The sequence below is a fragment of the Geodermatophilus sp. SYSU D00814 genome, from assembly GCF_054050055.1.
Genome location: NZ_JBJGYP010000035.1, coordinates 1 through 20,606, shown reverse-complemented (window position 1 = coordinate 20,606; position 20,606 = coordinate 1). Strand labels below are relative to the sequence as shown.

The following is a 20,606-nucleotide window of genomic DNA, read 5'->3' as shown; positions in this document are numbered from 1 at the left end:
TCGCCTAGCGCGCCGGTCGCCCGACCGACGCGCTGTCCCCCTCTGTGCCCGCGGCACGAGGGGTTTTTTGTTGCCCGAGCTGGCACCCGAACCGCACGCCCCCGCACGTCCGGCCCAGGAGACGCCCCGCATGACCACCACCCCGAGTGAGTCCGCAAGCCGAGAGGCCGCCGCCGCCCTCACCGGCGTCGAGACGACGGCCCGCTCGATCGCCGAGTCCGCCGCCCGGCCCGCGCAGGGCATCACCGGCGCGCAGAGCCTGGTCCGCTCGCTGGAGGCCGTGGGGGTCGAGGTGGTCTTCGGCATCCCGGGCGGGGCGATCCTGCCGGCCTACGACCCGCTGTTCGACTCGCACGTCCACCACGTCCTGGTGCGGCACGAGCAGGGCGCCGGCCACGCGGCCACCGGGTACGCGCAGGCCACCGGCCGGGTCGGCGTCTGCATGGCCACCTCCGGCCCGGGCGCGACCAACCTGGTCACCCCGCTGGCCGACGCCTACATGGACTCGGTCCCGATCGTGGCCATCACCGGCCAGGTGCCCAGCGCCGCGATCGGCACCGACGCCTTCCAGGAGGCCGACATCCGCGGCATCACGATGCCGATCACCAAGCACAACTTCCTCGTGACCGACGCCGCGGAGATCCCGCAGCGGATCGCCGAGGCCTTCCACCTGGCCGCCACCGGCCGCCCCGGCCCGGTCCTGGTCGACATCCCCAAGGACGTCCTGCAGGCCACCACCGACTTCGCCTGGCCGCCGCGGCTGGACCTGCCCGGCTACAAGCCGACCACCCGCCCGCACGGCAAGCAGGTGCGCGAGGCGGCGACGCTGATCGCCGGCGCCCGCCGCCCGGTCCTCTACGTCGGCGGCGGGGTGCTCAAGGCCGGCGCGACCGGGGAGCTGGCCGAGCTCGCCGCGCTCACCGGCGCGCCCGTCGTCACCACGCTCATGGCCCGCGGCGCGTTCCCCGACAGCTCGCCGCAGCACCTGGGCATGCCCGGCATGCACGGCACCGTCGCCGCGGTCACCGCGCTGCAGAAGGCCGACGTCCTCGTCGCCCTCGGCGCCCGCTTCGACGACCGGGTGACCGGGAAGCTGTCCACCTTCGCGCCCGGCGCGCTGGTCGTGCACGCCGACATCGACCCCGCCGAGATCGGCAAGAACCGCAGGGCCGACGTCCCGATCGTCGGGGACGCCAAGGAGACGATCGCCGAGCTGGTCGGCGCCCTGCGCGCCGAGCACGAGGCCGGCCGCCGGCCCGACCTCACCGCCTGGTGGGCCCAGCTCGACGACTGGCGCACCCGCTACCCGCTGGGCTACGACTGGCCCGAGGACGGCTCGCTGTCGCCGCAGTACGTCATCGAGCGGCTCGGCGCGATCGCCGGGCCCGACGCGGTCTACACCTCCGGCGTCGGCCAGCACCAGATGTGGGCCGCGCAGTTCATCCGCTACGAGAAGCCGGGCACCTGGCTCAACAGCGGCGGCGCCGGGACGATGGGCTACGCCGTCCCCGCGGCCATGGGCGCCAAGTACGGCCGCCCCGAGGCCACCGTCTGGGCCATCGACGGCGACGGCTGCTTCCAGATGACCAACCAGGAGCTGGCCACCTGCGCCATCGAGGGCATCCCGATCAAGGTCGCCGTCATCAACAACGGCAACCTCGGCATGGTCCGGCAGTGGCAGACCCTCTTCTACGAGGGCCGCTACTCGAACACGCGGCTGCACGCGCGCAACGCCGACGGCACGCCGAAGCCGGTGCGCATCCCCGACTTCGTCGCCCTCGCCGAGGCGCTCGGCTGCGTCGGGCTGCGCTGCGAGACCAAGGACGACGTCGACGCCGTCATCGAGAAGGCCATGGCCATCGACGACGCCCCCGTCGTCATCGACTTCGTCGTCGGCGCCGACGCCCAGGTGTGGCCGATGGTCGCCGCGGGCGCCAGCAACGACGACATCCTCGCCGCGCGCGACCTGCGCCCGGTCTTCGGCGACAACCAGGTCTGAGGGAGTACGCGCATGTCCCGCCACACCCTGTCGGTCCTGGTCGAGAACAAGGCCGGTGTCCTCGCCCGCGTCTCGGCGCTGTTCAGCCGGCGCGCGTTCAACATCGAGTCCCTCGCGGTCGGGCCCACCGAGAACCCCGACCTGTCGCGGATGACGATCGTCGTCGACGCCGAGTCCGCGCCGCTGGAGCAGGTGACCAAGCAGCTGAACAAGCTGGTCGAGGTCATCAAGATCGTCGAGCTGGACGGCGGCGCGGCGGTGCAGCGCGAGCTGCTGCTGGTCAAGGTGCGCGCGCCGCTGGCCGAGCGCACCACCGTGCTGCAGACCGCCGAGCTGTTCCGCGCCCGCGTCGTCGACGTCAACACCGACACGGTGACCCTCGAGGCCACCGGCACGCCGGACAAGCTGCAGGCCCTGCTCGCCGTCCTCGCCCCGCTGGGGATCAAGGAGATGGCGCAGTCGGGCACCGTCGCCCTGGGCCGTGGACCGCGCTCGATGAGCGGCGCCGGTACCTTGCGCCCGGTCGACCGCAGCGCCTGAACCCGACCGTCCGAACCGGCCTTCAGCACGATGAAGGCACCACACCAGAGGAGCACCACCGCATGGCCGCCGAGATCTTCTACGACGACGACGCCGACCTGTCGATCATCCAGGGGCGCACCGTCGCCGTCATCGGCTACGGCAGCCAGGGGCACGCCCACGCGCTGTCGCTGCGCGACTCCGGCGTCGACGTCCGCGTCGGCCTGCCCGAGGGCTCGAGGAGCCGGGCCAAGGCCGAGGCCGAGGGCCTGCGGGTGGTCACCCCCGCCGAGGCCGCCGCCGAGGCCGACCTTGTCATGGTCCTCGCGCCCGACCACGTGCAGCGGACGCTCTACACCGAGTCCATCGAGCCCAACCTGCAGGACGGCGACGCGCTGTTCTTCGGCCACGGCTTCAACATCCGGTTCGGCTACGTCAAGCCCCCGGCCGGTGTCGACGTCGCCATGGTCGCCCCCAAGGGTCCCGGCCACCTGGTCCGCCGGGAGTTCGAGAACGGCAAGGGCGTGCCCTGCCTGGTCGCCGTCGAGCAGGACGCCACCGGGGAGGCGCTCCAGCTGGCGCTGTCCTACGCCAAGGCCATCGGCGGCGCCCGCGCCGGCGTCATCCGGACCACGTTCGCCGAGGAGACCGAGACCGACCTGTTCGGCGAGCAGGCGGTGCTCTGCGGCGGCATGTCGCACCTGGTCACCGCCGGGTTCGAGACGCTGACCGAGGCCGGCTACCAGCCCGAGATCGCCTACTTCGAGTGCCTGCACGAGCTGAAGCTGATCGTCGACCTCATGTACGAGGGCGGCATCGCCAAGCAGCGCTGGTCGGTGTCCGACACCGCCGAGTACGGCGACTACACCTCCGGCCCGCGGGTGATCGACGCGCGCGTCAAGGAGACGATGAAGGACGTCCTGGCCCGCATCAAGGACGGCTCCTGGGCCGCGGAGTTCATCGCCGACCAGGACGCCGGCGCCCCCGACTTCAAGCGCCGCCGCGCCGAGGCCGAGGCGCACCCCATCGAGGAGACCGGCCGCCAGCTGCGCGGCCTGATGAGCTGGGTGTCGGCCTCCGACGACTACACCGGCACCGCCGACCGCGGCTGAGCCCGGACACCGAACGGCCCCCGCTGCCCGTGGCAGCGGGGGCCGTCGTGCGTCCGGGCCCGGGGGCTCAGTAGGACAGGCCCCGCGAGGCGAAGTACTGCTTCGACTGCGGCTGCTGCAGCAGGAAGATGATCAGCCCCGGCAGCAGGAAGCCGAGCAGCGCGGAGAACTCGAACCCGCCGCCGACGGCCAGCGAGACGACCAGGGTCAGCAGCTGGATGCCGACCGAGGCGTAGCTGCCCAGCAGCAGCAGCCGCGGACCCTTGCCGGTGAGCACCTGGATGCCGCCCACGAGCACCACCACGGCGGTGGCGATCGCCAGGAGGGTGACCAGCCCGAGCAGCGGGCTCAGCGCGAACAGCAGGCCGATGCCCAGCAGCGCCAGGAGGCCGAACAGCGACCCCAGGCCGCCGATGACGACACCGATGACCGCCGCGGCCGTGACCTGACCGGGACGCTGCCCGGCCGGGCCGCCGGAGGGGGAGGGGCCGCCGAAGCCGCCGTAGGGCGCCGCCGCCTGGCCGTAGGGCTGCTGCCCGTACGCCTGCTGGCCGTAGGGCTGCTGTCCGTACGGCTGCTGGCCGTAGGGCTGCTGGCCGTAGGGCTGCTGGCCGTAGGGCTGGCCGGGCGCCCCGGCTCCGGGCTGACCCCCCGGCGGCGTGTTCTTGTCGAAGCTCGGGCTGGTCATGTGCCTGCGGATCTCCTCTGGACGGGACGGGCGCCGGGTCGGCGGTCGGCGGAGTGTAGGGCGGGGGACACGATCCGTGGGGAGCGCGCGGCGCGGCCGCTCCCTCCTCCGGGGGACGGTCAGCGGCGGTCGCGCACGGCGGCGAACCAGGACCGCGACGCCGGCCGGTTGGGCAGCACCGCGACGGCGATTCCCACGGCGAGCAGGGCGACGGGCAGCAGCCCCACGCCGCCGCTGACCAGAGCCGTGACCAGTCCCAGGGTCGTGAGCAGCGCGAACGCCGCACCGGCGGCCGTCAGCAGCCGGCCGCCCCTGCCGCGCAGCGTCTGCACGGAGCCGCCGGCGGCCAGCCCCGAGATGGCGAGGAAGACGACGCCGAACACGGCGTACCCGGGGCTGATCGACACCGCGGAGAAGAGCAGCAGCGCGTACACCAGCGTGTAGACGGCCAGCAGCAGCCCCAGCGCCCCCGCGGCGACCACCGGCCCCGGACGCGGGACCGGCCTGCCGGGGCCGGGGACGGGACCGCCGCCCACCGTCAGCGGCCGCGGCGGGCGCGGTGCGCGGCGAAGAAGGCGGCCGCCGGCTTCATGGACAGCAGGACGACGATCGCCAGCGCGCCCAGGAAGAACAGCAGGCTGGTGATGATCCCGCCGGCCCCCGCGGTCTGGGAGTCGGCGAGGTTCCCGACCAGCCCCAGGAGCGTGACGGCCAGGGCGATCGCGCCGCCCACGAGCAGCAGCACGCGGCTGCGCCCGGTGAGCGCCCACACCGAGCCCCAGATCATCAGGACCGTCCAGATCAGCGCCAGCAGGCCGAACACCAGGAGCACGCCGCCGAGCGCGCCGGCGACGGCCTCGAAGCCGGGGATCTCGTTCTCGACGTCGCTGCCGGCGCTGCTGGTCACCGCTCCGGCGAACAGCAGCAGCAGGCTGAACAGCACGCCGATGGCACCGAAGACGAACCCGAGGACCACCGCCGTCACCACGCTGCCGGGCTTGGCCGGGACGCCGCCCTGCCCGTACTGCTGGGCGTACCCGGGCTGGCCGTACTGCTGCCCGTACTGCTGGCCGTACTGCTCGGTGCCGTAGCCCTGCTGCCCGTACTGCTGGGCGTACCCCTGCTGCCCGTACCCCTGCTGGCCGTACTGCTCCTGGCCGTACTGCTGCCCGTAGCCGCCCTGCCCGTACTGCTGGCCGTACTCCTGCTGCGGGGGCTGCGGCTGCCGGGTGTAGGGCTGGGTGTACTGCCCGGGCTGGCCGTACGGCCCCGGCTGCTGCCCGGAGGGCTGGTCCGGGGTCTGGCCGGACGACTGCCCCTGCGGGTCGTACTGCGACGAGCCGGTCGGCTGCTCCTGCCCGCGGTACGGCTGGTCCTGCCCGCCGTACGGCGAGGCGCCACCCTGCCCGGGGTCCCGGCCCTGGCCCTGGTCCTTGCTGAAGTCGGTCATGGTCCCCTCCGGAGGCGTCGGCCCGTGCCGGCGCTGCTGGCCGCCAGGATGCTGTGGCGCCCCGGACGACGGCAAACAGGTCCTACCCCGTCGGCGGGGTGTCGTGGCCCCTGGGACGGGAAGTTCCCCGCCCGTGACCGGCCCGTGACCGGCCCGGACCGGCGTTCCTCCCTACGCTGGGGTCCCGTGACCCAGCGCCCCGTCGTCCTGATCGCCGAGGAGCTCGCCCCGAGCGTCCTGCAGGTCCTCGGCGACGAGGTCGAGATCCGCCACGTCGACGGCGCCGACCGGTCCGCGCTGCTGCCCGCCCTCGCCGACGCGGCGGCGGTGCTCGTCCGCAGCGCGACGCGGATCGACGCCGAGGCGCTGGCCGCCGCGCCGGGCCTGAAGGTGGTCGCCCGCGCCGGCATCGGCCTGGACAACGTCGACGTCGCCGCGGCCACCGAGCGCGGCGTCATGGTGGTCAACGCCCCGACGTCGAACGTCGTCAGCGCCGCCGAGCACGCCGTCGCGCTGCTGCTGGCCGCCGCCCGGCAGATCCCGGCCGCCGACGCCTCGCTGCGCCGTGGCACCTGGGAGCGGTCGCGGTTCACCGGCGTCGAGGTCGCCGACAAGGTCGTCGGCATCGTCGGTCTCGGCCGGATCGGGCAGCTCGTCGCCCAGCGGCTGGCCGCCTTCGGCACCACGCTGGTCGCCTACGACCCCTACATCCAGCCCGGCCGCGCGGCCGGGCTGGGCGTGCGCATGGTGTCGCTGGAGGAGCTGCTCCGGGAGGCGGACTTCATCACGATCCACCTGCCGAGGACGCCGGAGACCCTCGGCCTCATCGGCGCCGCGGAGCTGGCCACCACCAAGCGCGGCGTGATCCTGGTCAACGCCGCCCGCGGCGGGCTGGTCGACGAGGCCGCGCTCGCCGACGCGCTGCGCTCCGGGCAGGTCGGCGCCGCCGGCATCGACGTCTACGCGCAGGAGCCCACCACCGACAGCCCGCTGTTCGGGCTGCCCACCACCGTCGTCACCCCGCACCTGGGCGCCTCGACGACGGAGGCGCAGGACAAGGCCGGCACCGCCGTGGCCCACTCGGTGCGCCTGGCGCTGCAGGGCGAGTTCGTCCCCGACGCGGTCAACGTGCAGGCCGGCGGCGTCGTCGCCGAGGACGTCCGGCCCGGGCTGCCGCTGGCCGAGCAGCTGGGCACCGTGTTCACCGCCGTCGCCGGCGGGCTGGCGCAGTCGGTCACCGTCGACGTCCGGGGCAAGCTGGCCGAGTTCGACGCCTCGGTGCTGCAGCTCGCCGTCCTCCGGGGCGTGTTCTCCGACGTCGTCGAGGAGCAGGTCACCTACGTCAACGCCCCGCTGCTGGCCGCCCAGCGCGGCCTGGAGGTGTCGCTCACCAGCGACGTCGAGAGCCCCGACTACCGCAACCTGGTGCGGGTGCACGGGGTGATGGCCGACGGCCGCGAGGTCGCCGTCGCCGGCACCCTCTTCGGCAAGAACCAGGTGCCCAAGCTGGTCGAGGTCGACGGGTTCGACATGGACCTCGACCTGTCCGGTCACCTGCTGTTCTTCCTCTACCAGGACCGGCCCGGGGTGGTGGGCACCGTCGGCGCGGCGCTCGGCGAGGCCGGGATCAACATCGCCGGCGCGCAGGTCAGCCGGACCACCCGCGGCGGCGAGGCGCTCATGGCCGTCGTCGTCGACAGCCCGGTCGGGGCGGAGCTGCTCGGCGACATCGCCGGCCGCATCGGCGCGCGCGAGGCCCGCTCGGCCGACCTGGACCCGCGCTGACCTAGGGTCCTCGCCATGCGCCTGGCTGTGATCGCGGGAGACGGCATCGGCCCCGAGGTGGTCGCCGAGGGCCTCAAGGTCCTCGGTGCGGTGACGCCCGACCTGGAGACGACGGCCTACGACCTCGGCGCCGCCCGCTGGCAGCGCACGGGGGAGCTGCTGCCCGACACCGTGCTCGACGAGCTGCGCGGGCACGACGCGATCCTGCTCGGCGCCATCGGCGACCCGGGCGTGCCGCCGGGCATCCTCGAGCGGGGGCTGCTGCTGCGGCTGCGCTTCGAGCTCGACCACCACGTCAACCTGCGCCCGGCCCGGCTCTTCGACGGCGTCCGCAGCCCGCTGGCCGAGCCCGGCGAGATCGACATGCTGTGCGTGCGCGAGGGCACCGAGGGCCCGTACGTGGGCAACGGCGGCGTGCTGCGCCGCGACACCCCGCACGAGGTGGCCACCGAGGTCAGCCTCAACACCGCCTTCGGCGTCGAGCGGGTCGTGCGCTACGCGTTCGAGCGGGCCACCGCCCGGCCCCGCCGGCACCTCACCCTGATCCACAAGACCAACGTGCTCACCCACGCCGGGTCGCTGTGGTCGCGGACCGTGGAGGAGGTGTCCGCGGAGTTCCCCGAGGTCACCGTCGCCTACCAGCACGTCGACGCGGCGTCGATGTTCTTCATCACCGACCCCGGCCGCTACGACGTCATCGTCACCGACAACCTCTTCGGCGACATCGTCACCGACGTCGCCGCGGCGGTCACCGGCGGCATCGGCCTGGCGGCGAGCGGCAACCTCGACGTCTCCGGCACCAACCCGGCCATGTTCGAGCCGGTGCACGGCTCGGCGCCCGACATCGCCGGGCAGGGCGTCGCCGACCCGACGGCGACCGTGCTCTCGATCGGGCTGCTGCTCGAGCACCTCGGCCACGCCGACCTCGCGCGCCGGGTCGACGCCGCCGTCGCCTTCGACCTGTCCACCCGCGACCCCCGCGGCCCGGTGCGCACCACCGAGGTCGGCGACCGGCTGGCCGCCCTCGCCGGCCGGTGAGGGACCCGGGGTTAGACTCCGCGGTGATGCACCTCACCGGCAGCACCCTCATCATCTGCTAGCGCGCGGTCACCTCCCCGACCGCGCGCAGACCTCCCGTTCCCGGGGGGTCTTTCTCGTGTGAGGGGCCTGATCGCCGTCGAACCCCCGGGAGCACCCGTGGCCACCGACCGCCCCGCCACCCCCGCCGACCTCCACGTCTTCGACACCACGCTGCGCGACGGCGCCCAGCGCGAGGGGATCAGCTTCTCCGTCGCCGACAAGCTCGCCGTCGCCCGCCTGCTCGACGAGATCGGCGTCGGCTACATCGAGGGCGGCTGGCCGGGGGCGCTGCCCAAGGACACCGAGTTCTTCGCCCGCGCCCGCACCGAGCTCAAGCTGCGGCACGCGGTGCTCGTCGCCTTCGGCGCCACGCGGAAGGCCGGCGTCCGGGTGGAGGACGACCCCCAGGTACGCGCCCTGCTCGACGCCGAGACGCCGGTGGTCTGCCTCGTCGCCAAGTCCGACGTGCGGCACGTGCGCGACGCGCTGCGGACGACGCTCGAGGAGAACCTGGCGATGGTCTCCGACACCGTCGCCTTCCTCGTCGCGCACGGCCGCCGGGTGTTCGTCGACTGCGAGCACTTCTTCGACGGGTACGCCGCCGACCCCGACCACGGCGTCGCGGTGCTGCAGGCCGCCTTCGACGCCGGCGCCGAGGTCGGCGTGCTGTGCGACACCAACGGCGGGATGCTGCCGATGGGGGTGGGCCGGGTGGTCGCCGACGTCCGCTCCCGCGTCGACGGGCGGCTGGGCATCCACTGCCAGGACGACACCGGCTGCGCCGTGGCCAACTCGCTGGCCGCCGTCGAGGCCGGCGTGACGCACGTGCAGGGCACCGCCAACGGCTACGGGGAGCGGGCGGGCAACGCCGACACGTTCGCGCTGGTGGCCAACCTGGTGACCAAGATGGGCCTGCCGGTGGTGCCCCCGGAGTGCCTCGCGGAGCTGCAGCGGGTCAGCCACGCGATCGCCGAGCTGGCCAACATCGCCCCCGACGACCACCAGCCCTACGTCGGCGCCTCGGCGTTCGCGCACAAGGCCGGCCTGCACGCCAGCGCCATCAAGGTCAGCCCGGAGCTCTACAACCACCTCGACCCGTCCGTCGTCGGCAACGACATGCGCATCCTGGTCACCGAGATGGCCGGCCGGGCCTCCGTCGAGCTCAAGGGCCGCGAGCTCGGCGTCGACCTGGCCGGGCACGCCGACGCCGTCGGCCGCGTCGTCGACCGGGTCAAGGTCCTCGAGGCCGACGGCTGGTCGTTCGAGGCCGCCGACGCCTCCTTCGAGCTGCTGCTGCGCTCCCAGCTGCCCGGTGCCCCGGCGCCGCTGTTCACGCTGGAGAGCTACCGGACGACAGTCGAGCACTGGGGCAACGGCGTCGTCGTCAGCGAGGCGACGGTGAAGGTGCACCTGCCCGGCCCCGACGGCACCAGCGAGCGGGTGATCAGCACCGCCGAGGGCAACGGCCCGGTCAACGCGCTGGACAACGCGCTGCGGCAGGCGCTGGTGAGCCGCCACCCGGAGCTGGCCGACGTCTCGCTGGCCGACTACAAGGTCCGCATCCTGGGCTGGAAGGGCGGCACGAGCGCCACCACGCGGGTGCTGGTCGACACCACCGACGGCGTGGGGGAGTGGACCACCGTGGGCGTCCACGCCAACATCGTCGAGGCCTCCTGGCACGCCCTCGTCGACGCCCTCACCTACGCCGTCCACTGCCGCTGACGACAGCGCTGGTGCACCTCCGGCGCCGGTGCCGCACCGCCGCGCACACCGTCGCCGGCCGTCCACAGATCCCGCCGGCCGGGCACCCTGCGTGCCGTGCTCGCGCAGGGTGCCCGGCATGGACGTGGACGCCGTCGTCGGGCCCGCAGGCTGGGCCACCCGGGCGGAACTGCTCGGTCGCACGAGCGCGCGGACCCTCTTCGCGTGGGTGACCGGCGGGAAGCTGGTCCGGCTCCAGCCCGGCGTGTTCGCCACGCCCGCAGCGGCCCGGAGGTGGCGGGTGCGGGTGGCGGCGGCGCTCACCGACCGCGGCGGGGTGGCCAGCCACGGGACGGCGCTGGCGCCGTGGGGGCTCGTGCCCCCGCCGGCGGGCCCGGTGCACGTCACCGTCGAGGACCGCCGCAGCGCCCGGGGGTCGGCCGGCGTCGTGCTGCACCGGAACTCCCGGGCCCTGGCCGACCGACGGCGCGTCGACGGCCTGCCGGTGACGTCGGTCGAGCGGGCCGTCGTCGACGCGTGGGGGGACCCGCCGCCCGCGAGGAGCGAGGTCCGGGCCGCCGCGATCACCGCGGTCCGGCAGCGGCTGTGCCGCCCCGCCGACCTCGCGTACGAGCTGGACCTGAGCACGCGGTTGCCGGGTCGGGCGCAGCTCGCCGGCTTGGTGGGCCTGCTGGCCGACGGGTGCCGCAGCGAGCTCGAGATCTGGGGCTGCCTCCACGTGCTGCGCGCGCCGGGCATGCCGGCTTTCACGCAGCAGCGCCGGATCGCCGTGGGGCCGGAGACGTTCGTCCTGGACGCCGCCTACGAGGACGCGATGCTCGCGGTGGAGCTGGACGGCGCCGCCTGGCACGGCTCGAACCGGCAGCGGGAGTCCGACATCCGCCGCGACTCGCTGCTCGCGGCGGTCGGCTGGCAGACGCTGCGCTACGGCTACCGCAGGCTGACGACGGCGCCGGGGGAGTGCCGGCGCGACGTCCTGGCGACGTACCGGGCCCGCCGTCGGCTGCTGGGCGGGGACAGCGTGCGCTGAGGTGCAGCGGAGAGCGCACGGCCTGCACCTGAGCGCACGCTGTCGCACCCGGAGTCGGCCCCGGGACTCAGCCGCGGGGTCTGACCTCGCCCATCGGGCCGAAGCCGCTGACCTCCGGCGCGTCCACGTAGATGATCTGGGGCTGCTCGGCGACCAGGTCCGACATCCAGTCGAACGCCGCCTTCGCGTGCGGGGTGGCCACGTGCGAGGCGCCGGCGTCGGAGTCCCGGAAGCCCTCGACGCAGACGAACGTGTTCGGGTCGAGCACGCTGCGCGACCACTCGAAGAAGAGGCTGCCCTCCTCGGCGTTCACCGCCGCCGCGTACTCGTCGGCCTTCGTCCGGAACTCCTCGATCCGGTCGGGGCGGACGGGGAACTTGATGACGATCAGGATCACGGCATCTCCTGTGGTCGATCCGAGTGGGGCCCGGAGGGCTCCGCGCAGGAGCGGCCGAGGGGGCTCCGCCCGGTCGGGGACGGCTCCTGGCCGCGGTGTCGTCCGGAGGACGACAGTGTCACAGCGGGTCGAGCCGGCGGCGCAGCAGGCAGAAGGGGTTGCCCTCCGGGTCGGCGAGCACGTGCCAGCTCTCCTCCCCGCTCTGCCCGACGTCGGCGCGGGTGGCGCCGAGGTCGAGCAGCCGCTGCAGCTCGGCGTCCTGGTCGCGGTCGGTGGCGTTGACGTCGAGGTGCAGCCGCGGCTTCCCCGGCTCCCAGTGCTCGACGGGGGCGAAGACCAGGGTGGGTGCCGCACCGCCGAACCCGGCCTCCGGGCCGATCTCGACCGCGCCGTCCTCGTCCCGGCCGAGCACCCGGTACCCGAGCACCTCCGCCCACCAGGCGGCCAGCGCCTCGGGGTCGCGGCTGTCGACGACGATCTCGCTCAGGCGGCAGGCCACGACGGTCACCGTAGGCCGCACGGCGGCGCCCCGCGGGGTCAGTAGCCTCGACGGCGTGCGCATCGTCCGCTTCGCCTCGCCCTCGGGCCTGTCCTTCGGCGTCCTCGACGGCGACGGCCAGGTCGCCCAGGTCGAGGGCCACCCCTTCGCCACCCTGTCCTTCACCGGCCGGCGCTTCGCGCAGGCGGACGTGCGGCTGCTCTCGCCGATCCTGCCGAGCAAGGTGGTCTGCGTCGGCAAGAACTACGCCGAGCACGTCAAGGAGATGGACACCGGGGACGCCCCCGAGCGGCCGCTGCTGTTCCTCAAGCCCTCGACGTCGGTGATCGGCCCGGGCGACGCCATCCGCATCCCCGCCGGCAGCACCAACGTCCACCACGAGGTCGAGCTCGCCGTCGTCATCGGCGGCACCGGCGCCCGCAACCTCACCCCCGAGCAGGTCCCGGCCGCCGTCTTCGGCTACACGATCGGCAACGACGTCACCGAGCGGGACATGCAGAAGGCCGACGGGCAGTGGACCCGCGCCAAGGGCTTCGACTCCTTCTGCCCGCTGGGGCCCTGGATCGAGACCGACCTGCGCGGCCTGGGCAAGGACCCGGCCGACCTGGAGATCACCTGCACCGTCGACGGCGAGCAGCGCCAGGCCGGCCGCACCAGCCAGCTGCTCTTCGACGTCCCGACGCTGGTCTCCTACATCTCCCAGGTCATGACGCTGCTGCCCGGCGACGTCGTCCTCACCGGCACCCCCGCCGGGGTCGGCCCGATCCGCCCCGGCCAGCGCGTCGAGTGCGCCGTCGAGGGCCTGGGCTCGCTGGTCAACGGCGTCAGCGGCGCCGACACCGTCTCCACCGCCGGCGGTGCCCGGTGACCGTCACCCGCTTCTGCCCCTCGCCGACCGGCCTGGTGCACGTCGGCGCCATGCGCACGGCGCTGTTCAACTGGGCGCACGCCCGGCACACCGGCGGCACCTTCGTCTTCCGCATCGAGGACACCGACGCCGCCCGCGACTCCGAGGAGTCCTACCGGCACCTGCTCGACTGCATGCGCTGGCTGGGCCTGGACTGGGACGAGGGCCCCGAGGTCGGCGGCCCGCACGGCCCCTACCGGCAGTCCGAGCGGCACGAGGTGTACCGCGAGGTCGCCGCGAAGCTGGTGGCGGCCGGGCACGTCTACGAGTCCTTCTCCACCAACGAGGAGGTCGAGGCGCGGCGCCGGGCGGCCGGGCAGGACCCCAAGCTCGGCTACGACAACGCCGACCGCTCCCTCACCGACGCGCAGAAGGCGGCCTTCCGCGCCGAGGGCCGCGAGCCGGTGCTGCGGCTGCGGATGCCCGACACCGACCTGGTCTGGACCGACCTCATCCGCGGGGAGGTGCGCTTCGCCGCCGGGTCGGTGCCCGACTTCGTGCTGCTGCGCGGCAACGGCGTGCCGCTCTACCCGTTCACCAACCCGGTCGACGACGCCCTGATGGGCGTCACCGACGTGCTGCGCGGCGAGGACCTGCTGCCCTCGACCCCCCGCCAGCTCGCCCTGTACCAGGCGCTCACCGACGTCGGCGTCGCGACGGGCACCCCGCGGTTCGGGCACCTGCCGCTGGTGTTCGGCGAGGGCAACAAGAAGCTGTCCAAGCGCGACCCGCAGTCGAACTTCGACGTCTACCGCGAGCGGGGCTTCCTGCCCGAGGGCCTGGTCAACTACCTGGCGCTGCTCGGCTGGGCCATCGCCGACGACCGCGACGTGTTCTCCCCGGCCGAGATGGTCGAGGCCTTCGACGTCACCCGGGTCAGCGCCAACCCGGCCCGCTTCGACTTGAAGAAGGCCGAGGCGATCAACGCCACGCACGTGCGCGCGCTGCCGGTCGAGGACTACGTCGCCCGGGTGGTGCCCTTCCTCGCCCGCGCCGGCCTGGTCACCGACCCGCCCACGCCCGAGCAGGACCGGGTGCTGCGCGCGATCGCGCCGATGGCGCAGGAGCGCACGGTGGTGCTCTCGGACGCCGTCGGCCTGCTGGGCTTCCTGTTCACCGAGGACGTCGAGGTCGACCCCGCGGCCGCGGCCAAGAACCTGCGGCCCGAGGACGGCGAGGTGCTCGACGCCGCCGCGGCCGCGCTGCGCGGCCTCGACGAGTGGACGACGCCGCGCATCGAGCAGGCGCTCAAGGAGGCGCTAGTCGAGGGCCTCGGTCGCAAGCCGCGCCAGGCGTTCGGGCCGGTGCGGGTGGCGCTCAGCGGCCGCACGGTCTCCCCGCCGCTCTACGAGTCCATCGAGCTGCTCGGCCGCGACCGCACGGTCGGCCGCCTGGAGAGCGCCCGCGAGACCCACACCCGCGGATGAGCACCCCGCCCGGCGGCCTCCCCGGGGGGCCGTGGACCGGCGACCCGGCCGACGAGCCCTACACCGGCCCGCCGCCCACCGGTCCCTACGGGGCGCCGGCGCGGGTGCCCGGCACGCTCGGCGCGGGACTGCCGCCCTGGGCGAGCGCCGGTCCCGGCGCCCCCGCCGGGCCGGTGCCGTGGCCGCTGGGACCGGTGCCCCTGCCGCCGGGCCACGCCTGGCCGGCACCACCCCCGCCCGGCCCGCACGGGCCCGCCCCGTTCCCGCCCGGGGTCGTGCTGGCGCCGCCGCCGGGCACCCCACCGCACGACGTGCCGGTGCCCTACCTGCTGGTCATGCGCGCGCGGGACTGGGCGTGGTGGCGGCCGCTGCTGGGCCTGCTGCTGTTCACCGTCGCCTACGCCGTGGCGGCGTTCGTCGTCGTGCTCGCCGTCCTGCTGACCGGCGTCGAGCCCGACCTGCAGCTGCTGGACCTGGTCGACCCAGGTGTGCTGCTCCTCACCAACCTCTCGCTGATCGTCGCGATCCCCATCGTGTGGCTGCTGTGGGTGGTCGCCCACGGGATGCGGCCGGGCTGGTCGTCGTCGGTGCTGGCGCGGGTGCGCTGGCGGCTGCTCGCGCCGCTGACGCTGCTGGCGCTGGCCACCCTCGGCGTCGGCATCGCCGTGTCGGTGGGACTGGGCTTCGCCTTCGGCGAGACCGGCGCCACCGGACCGGTCGACGACCTCGCCTGGCTGCTGCTGGTCGTGGTGCTCACCACGCCGCTGCAGTCGGCCGCCGAGGAGTACGTGTTCCGCGGCTACCTCAGCCAGGCGATCGCCGGGTGGCTCGGGAACCCGCGCACCGGGGCGGTCACGGCCGCGGTCGTCACCGCCGCGCTGTTCTCGCTGGCGCACGCGCCCGGCGACGTCGTCACCTTCCTCGACCGGTTCGTCTTCGGCCTGGCCGCGTCGGCCGTGGTGTGGCTCACCGGCGGGCTGGAGGCGGCGATCGTCCTGCACGCGGTCAACAACGTGGTGGTGTTCATCCTGGCCGGGACGCTGGGGGAGGGGGTGGCCACCGACGAGGTGGCACCCGGGGTCGGGCTGGTGTCCCTGCTGCTCACGGTCCTGGCGATGGGGGCCTACGTGGCGGCGGTCGCGGGCTCGCGCCGGCGGCTGCGGTACGAGCTGCTCACCGGCGCGCGGGACCTGCGCGTCCCGGCCCCCGACCCGCGGGCCCGGGGGTGGTGACACGGGCGTCCGGGACGTCGGGTATCGTTCTCCCCGGCGCCGCGAGGTGCCGGCCAAGACCTTGGGGTATGGGGTAATTGGCAGCCCGACGGATTCTGGCTCCGTTAGTCTAGGTTCGAGTCCTGGTACCCCAGCGAGGAAGCACCACCTCCTCAGAGCACGACCGCACCACCGCACGGCCCCGTCGTCTAGCGGCCCAGGACGCCGCCCTCTCACGGCGGTAGCGAGGGTTCGAATCCCTTCGGGGCTACAGCGCAGCGAGAGCCCCCGGTCACCGACCGGGGGCTCTCGCCGTCCCCGGGCCCGAGTGGACCGTGATCGGCGGGGGGAATAGCGTTCGCGGGGCCCCTCCTCACCGGGCCCGTGGACGGAGGTAGCGCAGGGTGATCCGGACCTCTCGCCGGCTGGCCGACGGCCGCGAGATCATCTACTTCGACGCCGACGGCAGCGTTCCCGCCGAGGGCGCCCACGCCGCCGAGGACACCCGCGACCTGCCGCCGGTGAGCACCCGCTCGCAGCTGCGCTGGGACGCGCTGCTGGGCGAGTGGGTGGTGGTCGCCGCGCACCGGCAGACCCGCACGTTCCTGCCGCCGGCCGACCAGTGCCCGCTGGACCCCTCCCGGCCGGGCCGGCCCACCGAGGTGCCCGACTCCGAGTACCAGGTCGTCGTCTTCGAGAACCGCTTCCCGTCGCTGTCCACCGGGGTCGACACCGACCTCCCGCCGACCGCGCCCGGGGCCCCGCTGGCCGAGCTGCGCCCCGGGCTGGGCCGCACCGAGGTCGTCCTGTTCACCAGCGACCACGACCAGCACTTCGCCGGCCTGGGCCGCGACCGGGCGCGCCTGGTCGTCGACGTGTGGGCCGACCGCACCGCGGAGCTGGGCGCGATCGACGGCGTCGAGCAGGTGTTCTGCTTCGAGAACTCCGGCGAGGAGATCGGGGTGACGCTGTCGCACCCCCACGGGCAGATCTACGCCTACCCGTTCGTGACGCCGCGGGTCGAGCGGCTGCTGACCTCGGTGCGCCGGCACCGGGAGGCCACCGGCGGCGACCTGTTCGCCGAGGTGGTCGAGGCCGAGCGCAGCGGCCCGCGGGTGGTGGCGGCCAACGACTCGTGGGTGGCCTTCGTGCCCGCCGCGGCCCGCTGGCCCTACGAGGTGCAGCTGTTCCCCACCCGCCGGGTGCCCGACCTGCCCGCCCTCGACGACGCCGAGCGCGACGACCTCGCCGCGATCTACCTGGACGTGCTCGGCCGCTTCGCGCACCGCTTCGACACCCCGATGCCCTACATCGCCGCCTGGAACCAGGCCCCGGTGCACACCGGCCGCGAGGACTGGTGGCTGCACCTGCAGCTGTTCTCGCTGCGCCGCGCGCCGGGCAAGCTCAAGTACCTGGCCGGCTCGGAGTCGGGCATGGGGGCGTTCATCACCGACACCAACCCCGAGGACGTCGCCGAGCAGCTGCGGGCCGTGGTGGTCCCGTGAGCGCCGCCCCCGACACCGGCGTCCCCGACGACGCGACGGCGGCGGCCCGCGCGGCGCAGGCCTTCACCGACCGCTTCGGCGCCGCGCCCGAGGGCGTCTGGGCCGCGCCCGGCCGGGTCAACGTCATCGGCGAGCACACCGACTACAACGGCGGGCACGTGCTGCCCGTCGCCCTGCCGCACACCACGCGGGCCGCCGTCGCCCGCCGCGACGACGGCCGGCTGGTCCTCGCCTCCCTGCAGCACCCGGGGTCCGACGCCGACGTCGCGGTCGCCGACCTCACCCCCGGCACGCCCGGCGGCTGGGCCGGCTACCCGGCCGGCGTCGTCGAGCAGGTGCGCGCGTCCGTGCCCGGCGGGCTGAGCCTGGTCGTCGACGGCGACGTGCCCTCCGGCGCCGGGCTGTCGTCGTCGGCGGCCCTGGAGTGCGCCGTCGCCCTGGCGGTGAGCGACCTGCTCGGCCTGGGGCTGGGCCCCGACGACCTCGTCGACGTCGCCCGGCGGGCCGAGAACGACTTCGTCGGCGCGCCCACCGGCATCCTCGACCAGTCGGCGTCGGTGCTGTGCACCGCCGGCCACGCCCTGCACCTCGACACCCGCGACCGCAGCTGGGACCAGGTGCCGCTCGACCTCGAGGCCGCCGGCCTGGCGCTGCTCGTCGTCGACTCCGGCACCACCCACGACCACGCCGAGAGCGGCTACGGCGAGCGCCGCCGGCAGTGCGAGGAGGCCGCCCGGCGCCTCGGCGTCGAGCTGCTGTGCGACGTGCACGACGTGGCCGACCTCGCCCCGCTCGACGACGGCAGCGAGGAGGGCACGGTGCTGCTGCGCCGGGCGCGCCACGTCGTGACCGAGGACGCGCGGGTGGCCGAGGTGGTCGCGCTGCTGCGCGGCGGCGCCGACCCGCGCGCGATCGGGCCGGTCCTCACCGCCGGGCACGTCTCGCTGCGCGACGACTTCGAGGTCTCGGTGCCCGCGCTCGACGCCGTCGTCGAGGCGGCGCTGGGCGCCGGCGCCCACGGTGCCCGGATGGTCGGCGGCGGCTTCGGCGGCAGCGCCGTCGCCCTGGTCGACGCCGACGCCGTGGACGCCGTCGGCACGGCCGTCACCGAACGTGCGAGTGCCCCCCGCTCCTTCGTCGTGGTCCCCTCGGCGGGTGCCCGGCGCCTGACCTGACCGACCCGGACTGGAGGCCTCCGTGGACCTGAGACTCGACGCGACCTTCGTCGACTACCTGCTCGTGGCCGCCTACTTCGGCGTGGTGCTGATGATCGGCTTCGCGGCGCGGCGGCGGGTGTCCGACAGCCTCGACTTCTTCCTCTCCGGCCGCTCGCTGCCGGCGTGGGTGACCGGGCTGGCGTTCATCTCGGCCAACCTCGGTGCGGTCGAGATCGTCGGCATGTCGGCCAACGGCGCGCAGTACGGCATGGCCACCATGCACTACTTCTGGATCGGCGCGGTCCCGGCCATGCTGTTCCTCGGCGTCGTGATGATGCCCTTCTACTACGGGTCGAAGGTCCGCAGCGTCCCCGAGTTCATGCGCCGCCGGTTCGGCACCGGCGCCCACCTGGTCAACGCGCTCAGCTTCGCCCTGGCGCAGATCCTCATCGCCGGCATCAACCTCTACCTGCTGGCCACGATCGTCGAGGCGCTGCTGGGCTGGCCGCTGTGGCTGTCGCTGATCGTCGCGGCCGCGGTGGTGCTCAGCTACATCACCCTCGGCGGGCTGTCGGCGGCCATCTACAACGAGGTCCTGCAGTTCTTCGTCATCGTCGCCGCGCTGCTGCCGCTCACCCTCATCGGCCTGCACCGGGTCGGTGGCGTCGGCGGGCTGATCGACGGGTACAACAGCTCCGGCCGGGCCGAGGAGCTCACCTCGTGGCCGGCCACGGAGCTCTCCGGCATCGAGAGCCCCGTCCTGTCGGTGATCGGCATCGTCTTCGGCCTGGGCTTCGTGCTGTCGTTCGGCTACTGGACGACGAACTTCGTCGAGGTGCAGCGGGCGATGGCGACCAAGTCGATGTCCGCGGCCCGCAGCACGCCGATCATCGGTGCCTACCCGAAGATGTTCATCCCGTTCATCGTCGTGATCCCCGGGATGATCGCCACGCTGCTGGTGCCGGAGGTCGCCGAGGCCCGCGCGAGCTCCTCGACCGACTTCGACTACAACGACTCGATCCTGCTGCTCATCCGCGACACCCTGCCCAACGGCCTGCTCGGTGTGGCCCTGGCCGGTCTGCTGGCGGCGTTCATGGCGGGCATGGCGGCCAACATCTCCGCCTTCAACACCGTCTTCAGCTACGACCTGTGGCAGCAGTACGTGAAGAAGGACCGGCCCGACGGCTACTACCTCGCCGTGGGCCGGTGGGCGACGGTCGGCGCCACCGTGGCCGCCATCGGGACGGCGCTGATCGCGTCGGGCTACACGAACCTGATGGACTACCTGCAGACGCTGTTCGGGTTCTTCAACGCCCCGCTGTTCGCCACGTTCATCCTCGGCATGTTCTGGAAGCGGATGACGCCGACCGCCGGCTGGGCGGGCCTGGTGTCCGGCACGTTCGCCGCGGTCGCCGTCGCCTTCCTCAGCGAGGACGCGTTCGGGACGGTGTCGGTGGGCGTGCTCCCGCTGACCGGGCAGGGCGCGAGCTTCGTCGCCGCCAGCGCCGCGTTCGTCGTCGACATCATCGTGAGCGTCGCGGTCAGCCAGGTGACCGCGCCCAAGCCGGTGGCCCAGCTCGCCGGCCTGGTCTACTCCGAGACGCCCAAGGAGCAGCGCACCGACCCCGACGCGCACCGGCTGCCGTGGTACCAGTCGCCGACCAAGCTCGCCGGCATCGCGCTGGTCATGGTCATCATCCTCAACGTGATCTTCCGCTGACGTCAGGAGCACGGTCATGAGCAGCAGCACCTCGCACACCGGCGGGTCGCCGCACGCGGCCGGCGCCTTCGACGTCCGCAACGTCATCGCGTTCCTCATCGGCGCCTACGGCATCGTGCTGGTCCTCGTGGGCCTGTTCGGCAACACCGAGGAAGAGCAGGAGCTGACCGGCGGCCTCAACGCCAACCTGTGGGCCGGACTCGCGATGGTCGTCTTCGCCGCGGCCTTCGTGCTGTGGTCGCGGCTGCGCCCGATCGTCGTCGAGGCCCCGCCGGACCGGCAGGACCCCGAGGACGACGGGAGCGGCACGCCGCAGGCCCGGGGGCACTGAGCCCGGCGACGCCGGACGGCAGCGTGTGCGCCGGCGCCGCGTTCCACGTGCTGGAACGCGGCGCCGG

19 protein-coding genes and 2 tRNA genes are annotated in these 20,606 nt (G+C 74.1%); 16 read left to right on the top strand and 5 right to left on the bottom strand.

Annotation, left to right across the window (positions count from 1 at the left end):
- The first annotated feature begins 130 nt into the window (after positions 1-130).
- The 3 genes from ACI780_RS21030 to ilvC all read left to right on the top strand — a co-directional run bounded on the left by ACI780_RS21030 (position 131) and on the right by ilvC (position 3,630).
- Complete coding sequence (locus ACI780_RS21030; protein WP_457005530.1) at positions 131-1,999, top strand: acetolactate synthase large subunit; 1,869 nt, start codon at positions 131-133, stop codon at positions 1,997-1,999.
- 12 nt (positions 2,000-2,011) lie between these two features.
- Positions 2,012-2,539 (top strand): acetolactate synthase small subunit, encoded by a 528-nt coding sequence (gene ilvN / locus ACI780_RS21025; protein WP_089402463.1) that lies wholly within the window; start codon positions 2,012-2,014, stop codon positions 2,537-2,539.
- A 62-nt stretch (positions 2,540-2,601) separates the two neighbouring features.
- Positions 2,602-3,630 carry a ketol-acid reductoisomerase gene (gene ilvC, locus ACI780_RS21020; RefSeq protein ID WP_456872401.1) on the top strand — a complete coding sequence of 343 codons (1,029 nt, stop codon included), beginning with the start codon at positions 2,602-2,604 and terminating at the stop codon, positions 3,628-3,630.
- A gap of 67 nt (positions 3,631-3,697) precedes the next feature.
- Here the strand turns inward: ilvC and ACI780_RS21015 are convergent, their stop codons facing one another.
- From ACI780_RS21015 to ACI780_RS21005, 3 genes are all read right to left on the bottom strand, one after another.
- The gene (locus ACI780_RS21015) at positions 3,698-4,318 is read right to left on the bottom strand and encodes a hypothetical protein (RefSeq protein ID WP_457005527.1); all 621 of its coding nucleotides are present in this window, start codon (positions 4,316-4,318) and stop codon (positions 3,698-3,700) included.
- 119 nt (positions 4,319-4,437) lie between these two features.
- Positions 4,438-4,800, bottom strand: coding sequence for a hypothetical protein (locus tag ACI780_RS21010; protein ID WP_456872403.1), 363 nt, complete (start codon positions 4,798-4,800; stop codon positions 4,438-4,440).
- 56 nt (positions 4,801-4,856) lie between these two features.
- Entirely contained in the window at positions 4,857-5,768 is a 912-nt protein-coding gene (locus ACI780_RS21005) for a hypothetical protein (protein WP_457005525.1), read from the bottom strand.
- Positions 5,769-5,954: 186 nt separating this feature from the next.
- Here ACI780_RS21005 and serA point away from each other — a divergent pair, with 186 nt between their 5' ends.
- The 4 genes from serA to ACI780_RS20985 all read left to right on the top strand — a co-directional run bounded on the left by serA (position 5,955) and on the right by ACI780_RS20985 (position 11,385).
- Complete coding sequence (gene serA, locus ACI780_RS21000) at positions 5,955-7,553, top strand: phosphoglycerate dehydrogenase (protein WP_457005523.1); 1,599 nt, start codon at positions 5,955-5,957, stop codon at positions 7,551-7,553.
- A gap of 15 nt (positions 7,554-7,568) precedes the next feature.
- Entirely contained in the window at positions 7,569-8,591 is a 1,023-nt protein-coding gene (locus tag ACI780_RS20995; RefSeq protein WP_456870418.1) for a 3-isopropylmalate dehydrogenase, read from the top strand.
- A 159-nt stretch (positions 8,592-8,750) separates the two neighbouring features.
- A complete protein-coding gene (gene cimA, locus ACI780_RS20990) occupies positions 8,751-10,355 on the top strand; it encodes a citramalate synthase (protein ID WP_456870419.1) in 1,605 nt (534 codons plus the stop codon).
- Positions 10,356-10,473: 118 nt separating this feature from the next.
- Entirely contained in the window at positions 10,474-11,385 is a 912-nt protein-coding gene (locus ACI780_RS20985; RefSeq protein WP_457005520.1) for a DUF559 domain-containing protein, read from the top strand.
- Between the two features lie 67 nt (positions 11,386-11,452).
- Here the strand turns inward: ACI780_RS20985 and ACI780_RS20980 are convergent, their stop codons facing one another.
- Both ACI780_RS20980 and ACI780_RS20975 read right to left on the bottom strand, forming a co-directional pair.
- Positions 11,453-11,782 carry a putative quinol monooxygenase gene (locus ACI780_RS20980; protein WP_457005518.1) on the bottom strand — a complete coding sequence of 110 codons (330 nt, stop codon included), beginning with the start codon at positions 11,780-11,782 and terminating at the stop codon, positions 11,453-11,455.
- Between the two features lie 118 nt (positions 11,783-11,900).
- On the bottom strand, positions 11,901-12,281 hold the full coding sequence (locus ACI780_RS20975) for a VOC family protein (RefSeq protein ID WP_457005516.1): 381 nt from the start codon (positions 12,279-12,281) through the stop codon (positions 11,901-11,903).
- A 55-nt stretch (positions 12,282-12,336) separates the two neighbouring features.
- Between ACI780_RS20975 and ACI780_RS20970 the strand changes: the two genes are divergently transcribed.
- The 9 genes from ACI780_RS20970 (at position 12,337) to ACI780_RS20930 (ending at position 20,539) form a co-directional block, all read left to right on the top strand.
- On the top strand, positions 12,337-13,149 hold the full coding sequence (locus tag ACI780_RS20970; protein ID WP_457005514.1) for a fumarylacetoacetate hydrolase family protein: 813 nt from the start codon (positions 12,337-12,339) through the stop codon (positions 13,147-13,149).
- Entirely contained in the window at positions 13,146-14,615 is a 1,470-nt protein-coding gene (gene gltX, locus ACI780_RS20965; RefSeq protein ID WP_457005512.1) for a glutamate--tRNA ligase, read from the top strand. Before ACI780_RS20970 ends, gltX begins: the two co-directional genes overlap by 4 nt.
- A complete protein-coding gene (locus ACI780_RS20960; protein WP_457005510.1) occupies positions 14,612-15,847 on the top strand; it encodes a CPBP family intramembrane glutamic endopeptidase in 1,236 nt (411 codons plus the stop codon). The genes gltX and ACI780_RS20960 overlap by 4 nt, the downstream gene beginning before the upstream one ends.
- Positions 15,848-15,909: 62 nt before the next feature.
- Positions 15,910-15,981: transfer RNA gene (locus tag ACI780_RS20955), tRNA-Gln, on the top strand.
- 43 nt (positions 15,982-16,024) lie between these two features.
- Positions 16,025-16,097, top strand: a tRNA-Glu gene (locus tag ACI780_RS20950).
- A gap of 133 nt (positions 16,098-16,230) precedes the next feature.
- A complete protein-coding gene (galT, locus tag ACI780_RS20945; RefSeq protein WP_457005508.1) occupies positions 16,231-17,331 on the top strand; it encodes a galactose-1-phosphate uridylyltransferase in 1,101 nt (366 codons plus the stop codon).
- A complete protein-coding gene (gene galK / locus ACI780_RS20940) occupies positions 17,328-18,506 on the top strand; it encodes a galactokinase (protein ID WP_457005506.1) in 1,179 nt (392 codons plus the stop codon). Before galT ends, galK begins: the two co-directional genes overlap by 4 nt.
- A 22-nt stretch (positions 18,507-18,528) precedes the next feature.
- Positions 18,529-20,208 carry a sodium:solute symporter family protein gene (locus tag ACI780_RS20935; protein WP_456870428.1) on the top strand — a complete coding sequence of 560 codons (1,680 nt, stop codon included), beginning with the start codon at positions 18,529-18,531 and terminating at the stop codon, positions 20,206-20,208.
- 16 nt (positions 20,209-20,224) lie between these two features.
- A complete protein-coding gene (locus ACI780_RS20930) occupies positions 20,225-20,539 on the top strand; it encodes a hypothetical protein (RefSeq protein ID WP_456870429.1) in 315 nt (104 codons plus the stop codon).
- Positions 20,540-20,606: the final 67 nt, after the last annotated feature.

Bases quoted from the DNA above. Each gene is read 5' to 3' on its own strand.
- ACI780_RS21030 (WP_457005530.1), top strand. From the start codon at position 131: ATGACCACCACCCCGAGTGAGTCCGCAAGCCGAGAGGCCGCCGCCGCC.
- ilvN (WP_089402463.1), top strand. From the start codon at position 2,012: ATGTCCCGCCACACCCTGTCGGTCCTGGTCGAGAACAAGGCCGGTGTC.
- ilvC (WP_456872401.1), top strand. From the start codon at position 2,602: ATGGCCGCCGAGATCTTCTACGACGACGACGCCGACCTGTCGATCATC.
- ACI780_RS21015 (WP_457005527.1), bottom strand. From the start codon at position 4,318: ATGACCAGCCCGAGCTTCGACAAGAACACGCCGCCGGGGGGTCAGCCC.
- ACI780_RS21005 (WP_457005525.1), bottom strand. From the start codon at position 5,768: ATGACCGACTTCAGCAAGGACCAGGGCCAGGGCCGGGACCCCGGGCAG.
- ACI780_RS20995 (WP_456870418.1), top strand. From the start codon at position 7,569: ATGCGCCTGGCTGTGATCGCGGGAGACGGCATCGGCCCCGAGGTGGTC.
- ACI780_RS20985 (WP_457005520.1), top strand. From the start codon at position 10,474: ATGGACGTGGACGCCGTCGTCGGGCCCGCAGGCTGGGCCACCCGGGCG.
- ACI780_RS20960 (WP_457005510.1), top strand. From the start codon at position 14,612: ATGAGCACCCCGCCCGGCGGCCTCCCCGGGGGGCCGTGGACCGGCGAC.
- ACI780_RS20930 (WP_456870429.1), top strand. From the start codon at position 20,225: ATGAGCAGCAGCACCTCGCACACCGGCGGGTCGCCGCACGCGGCCGGC.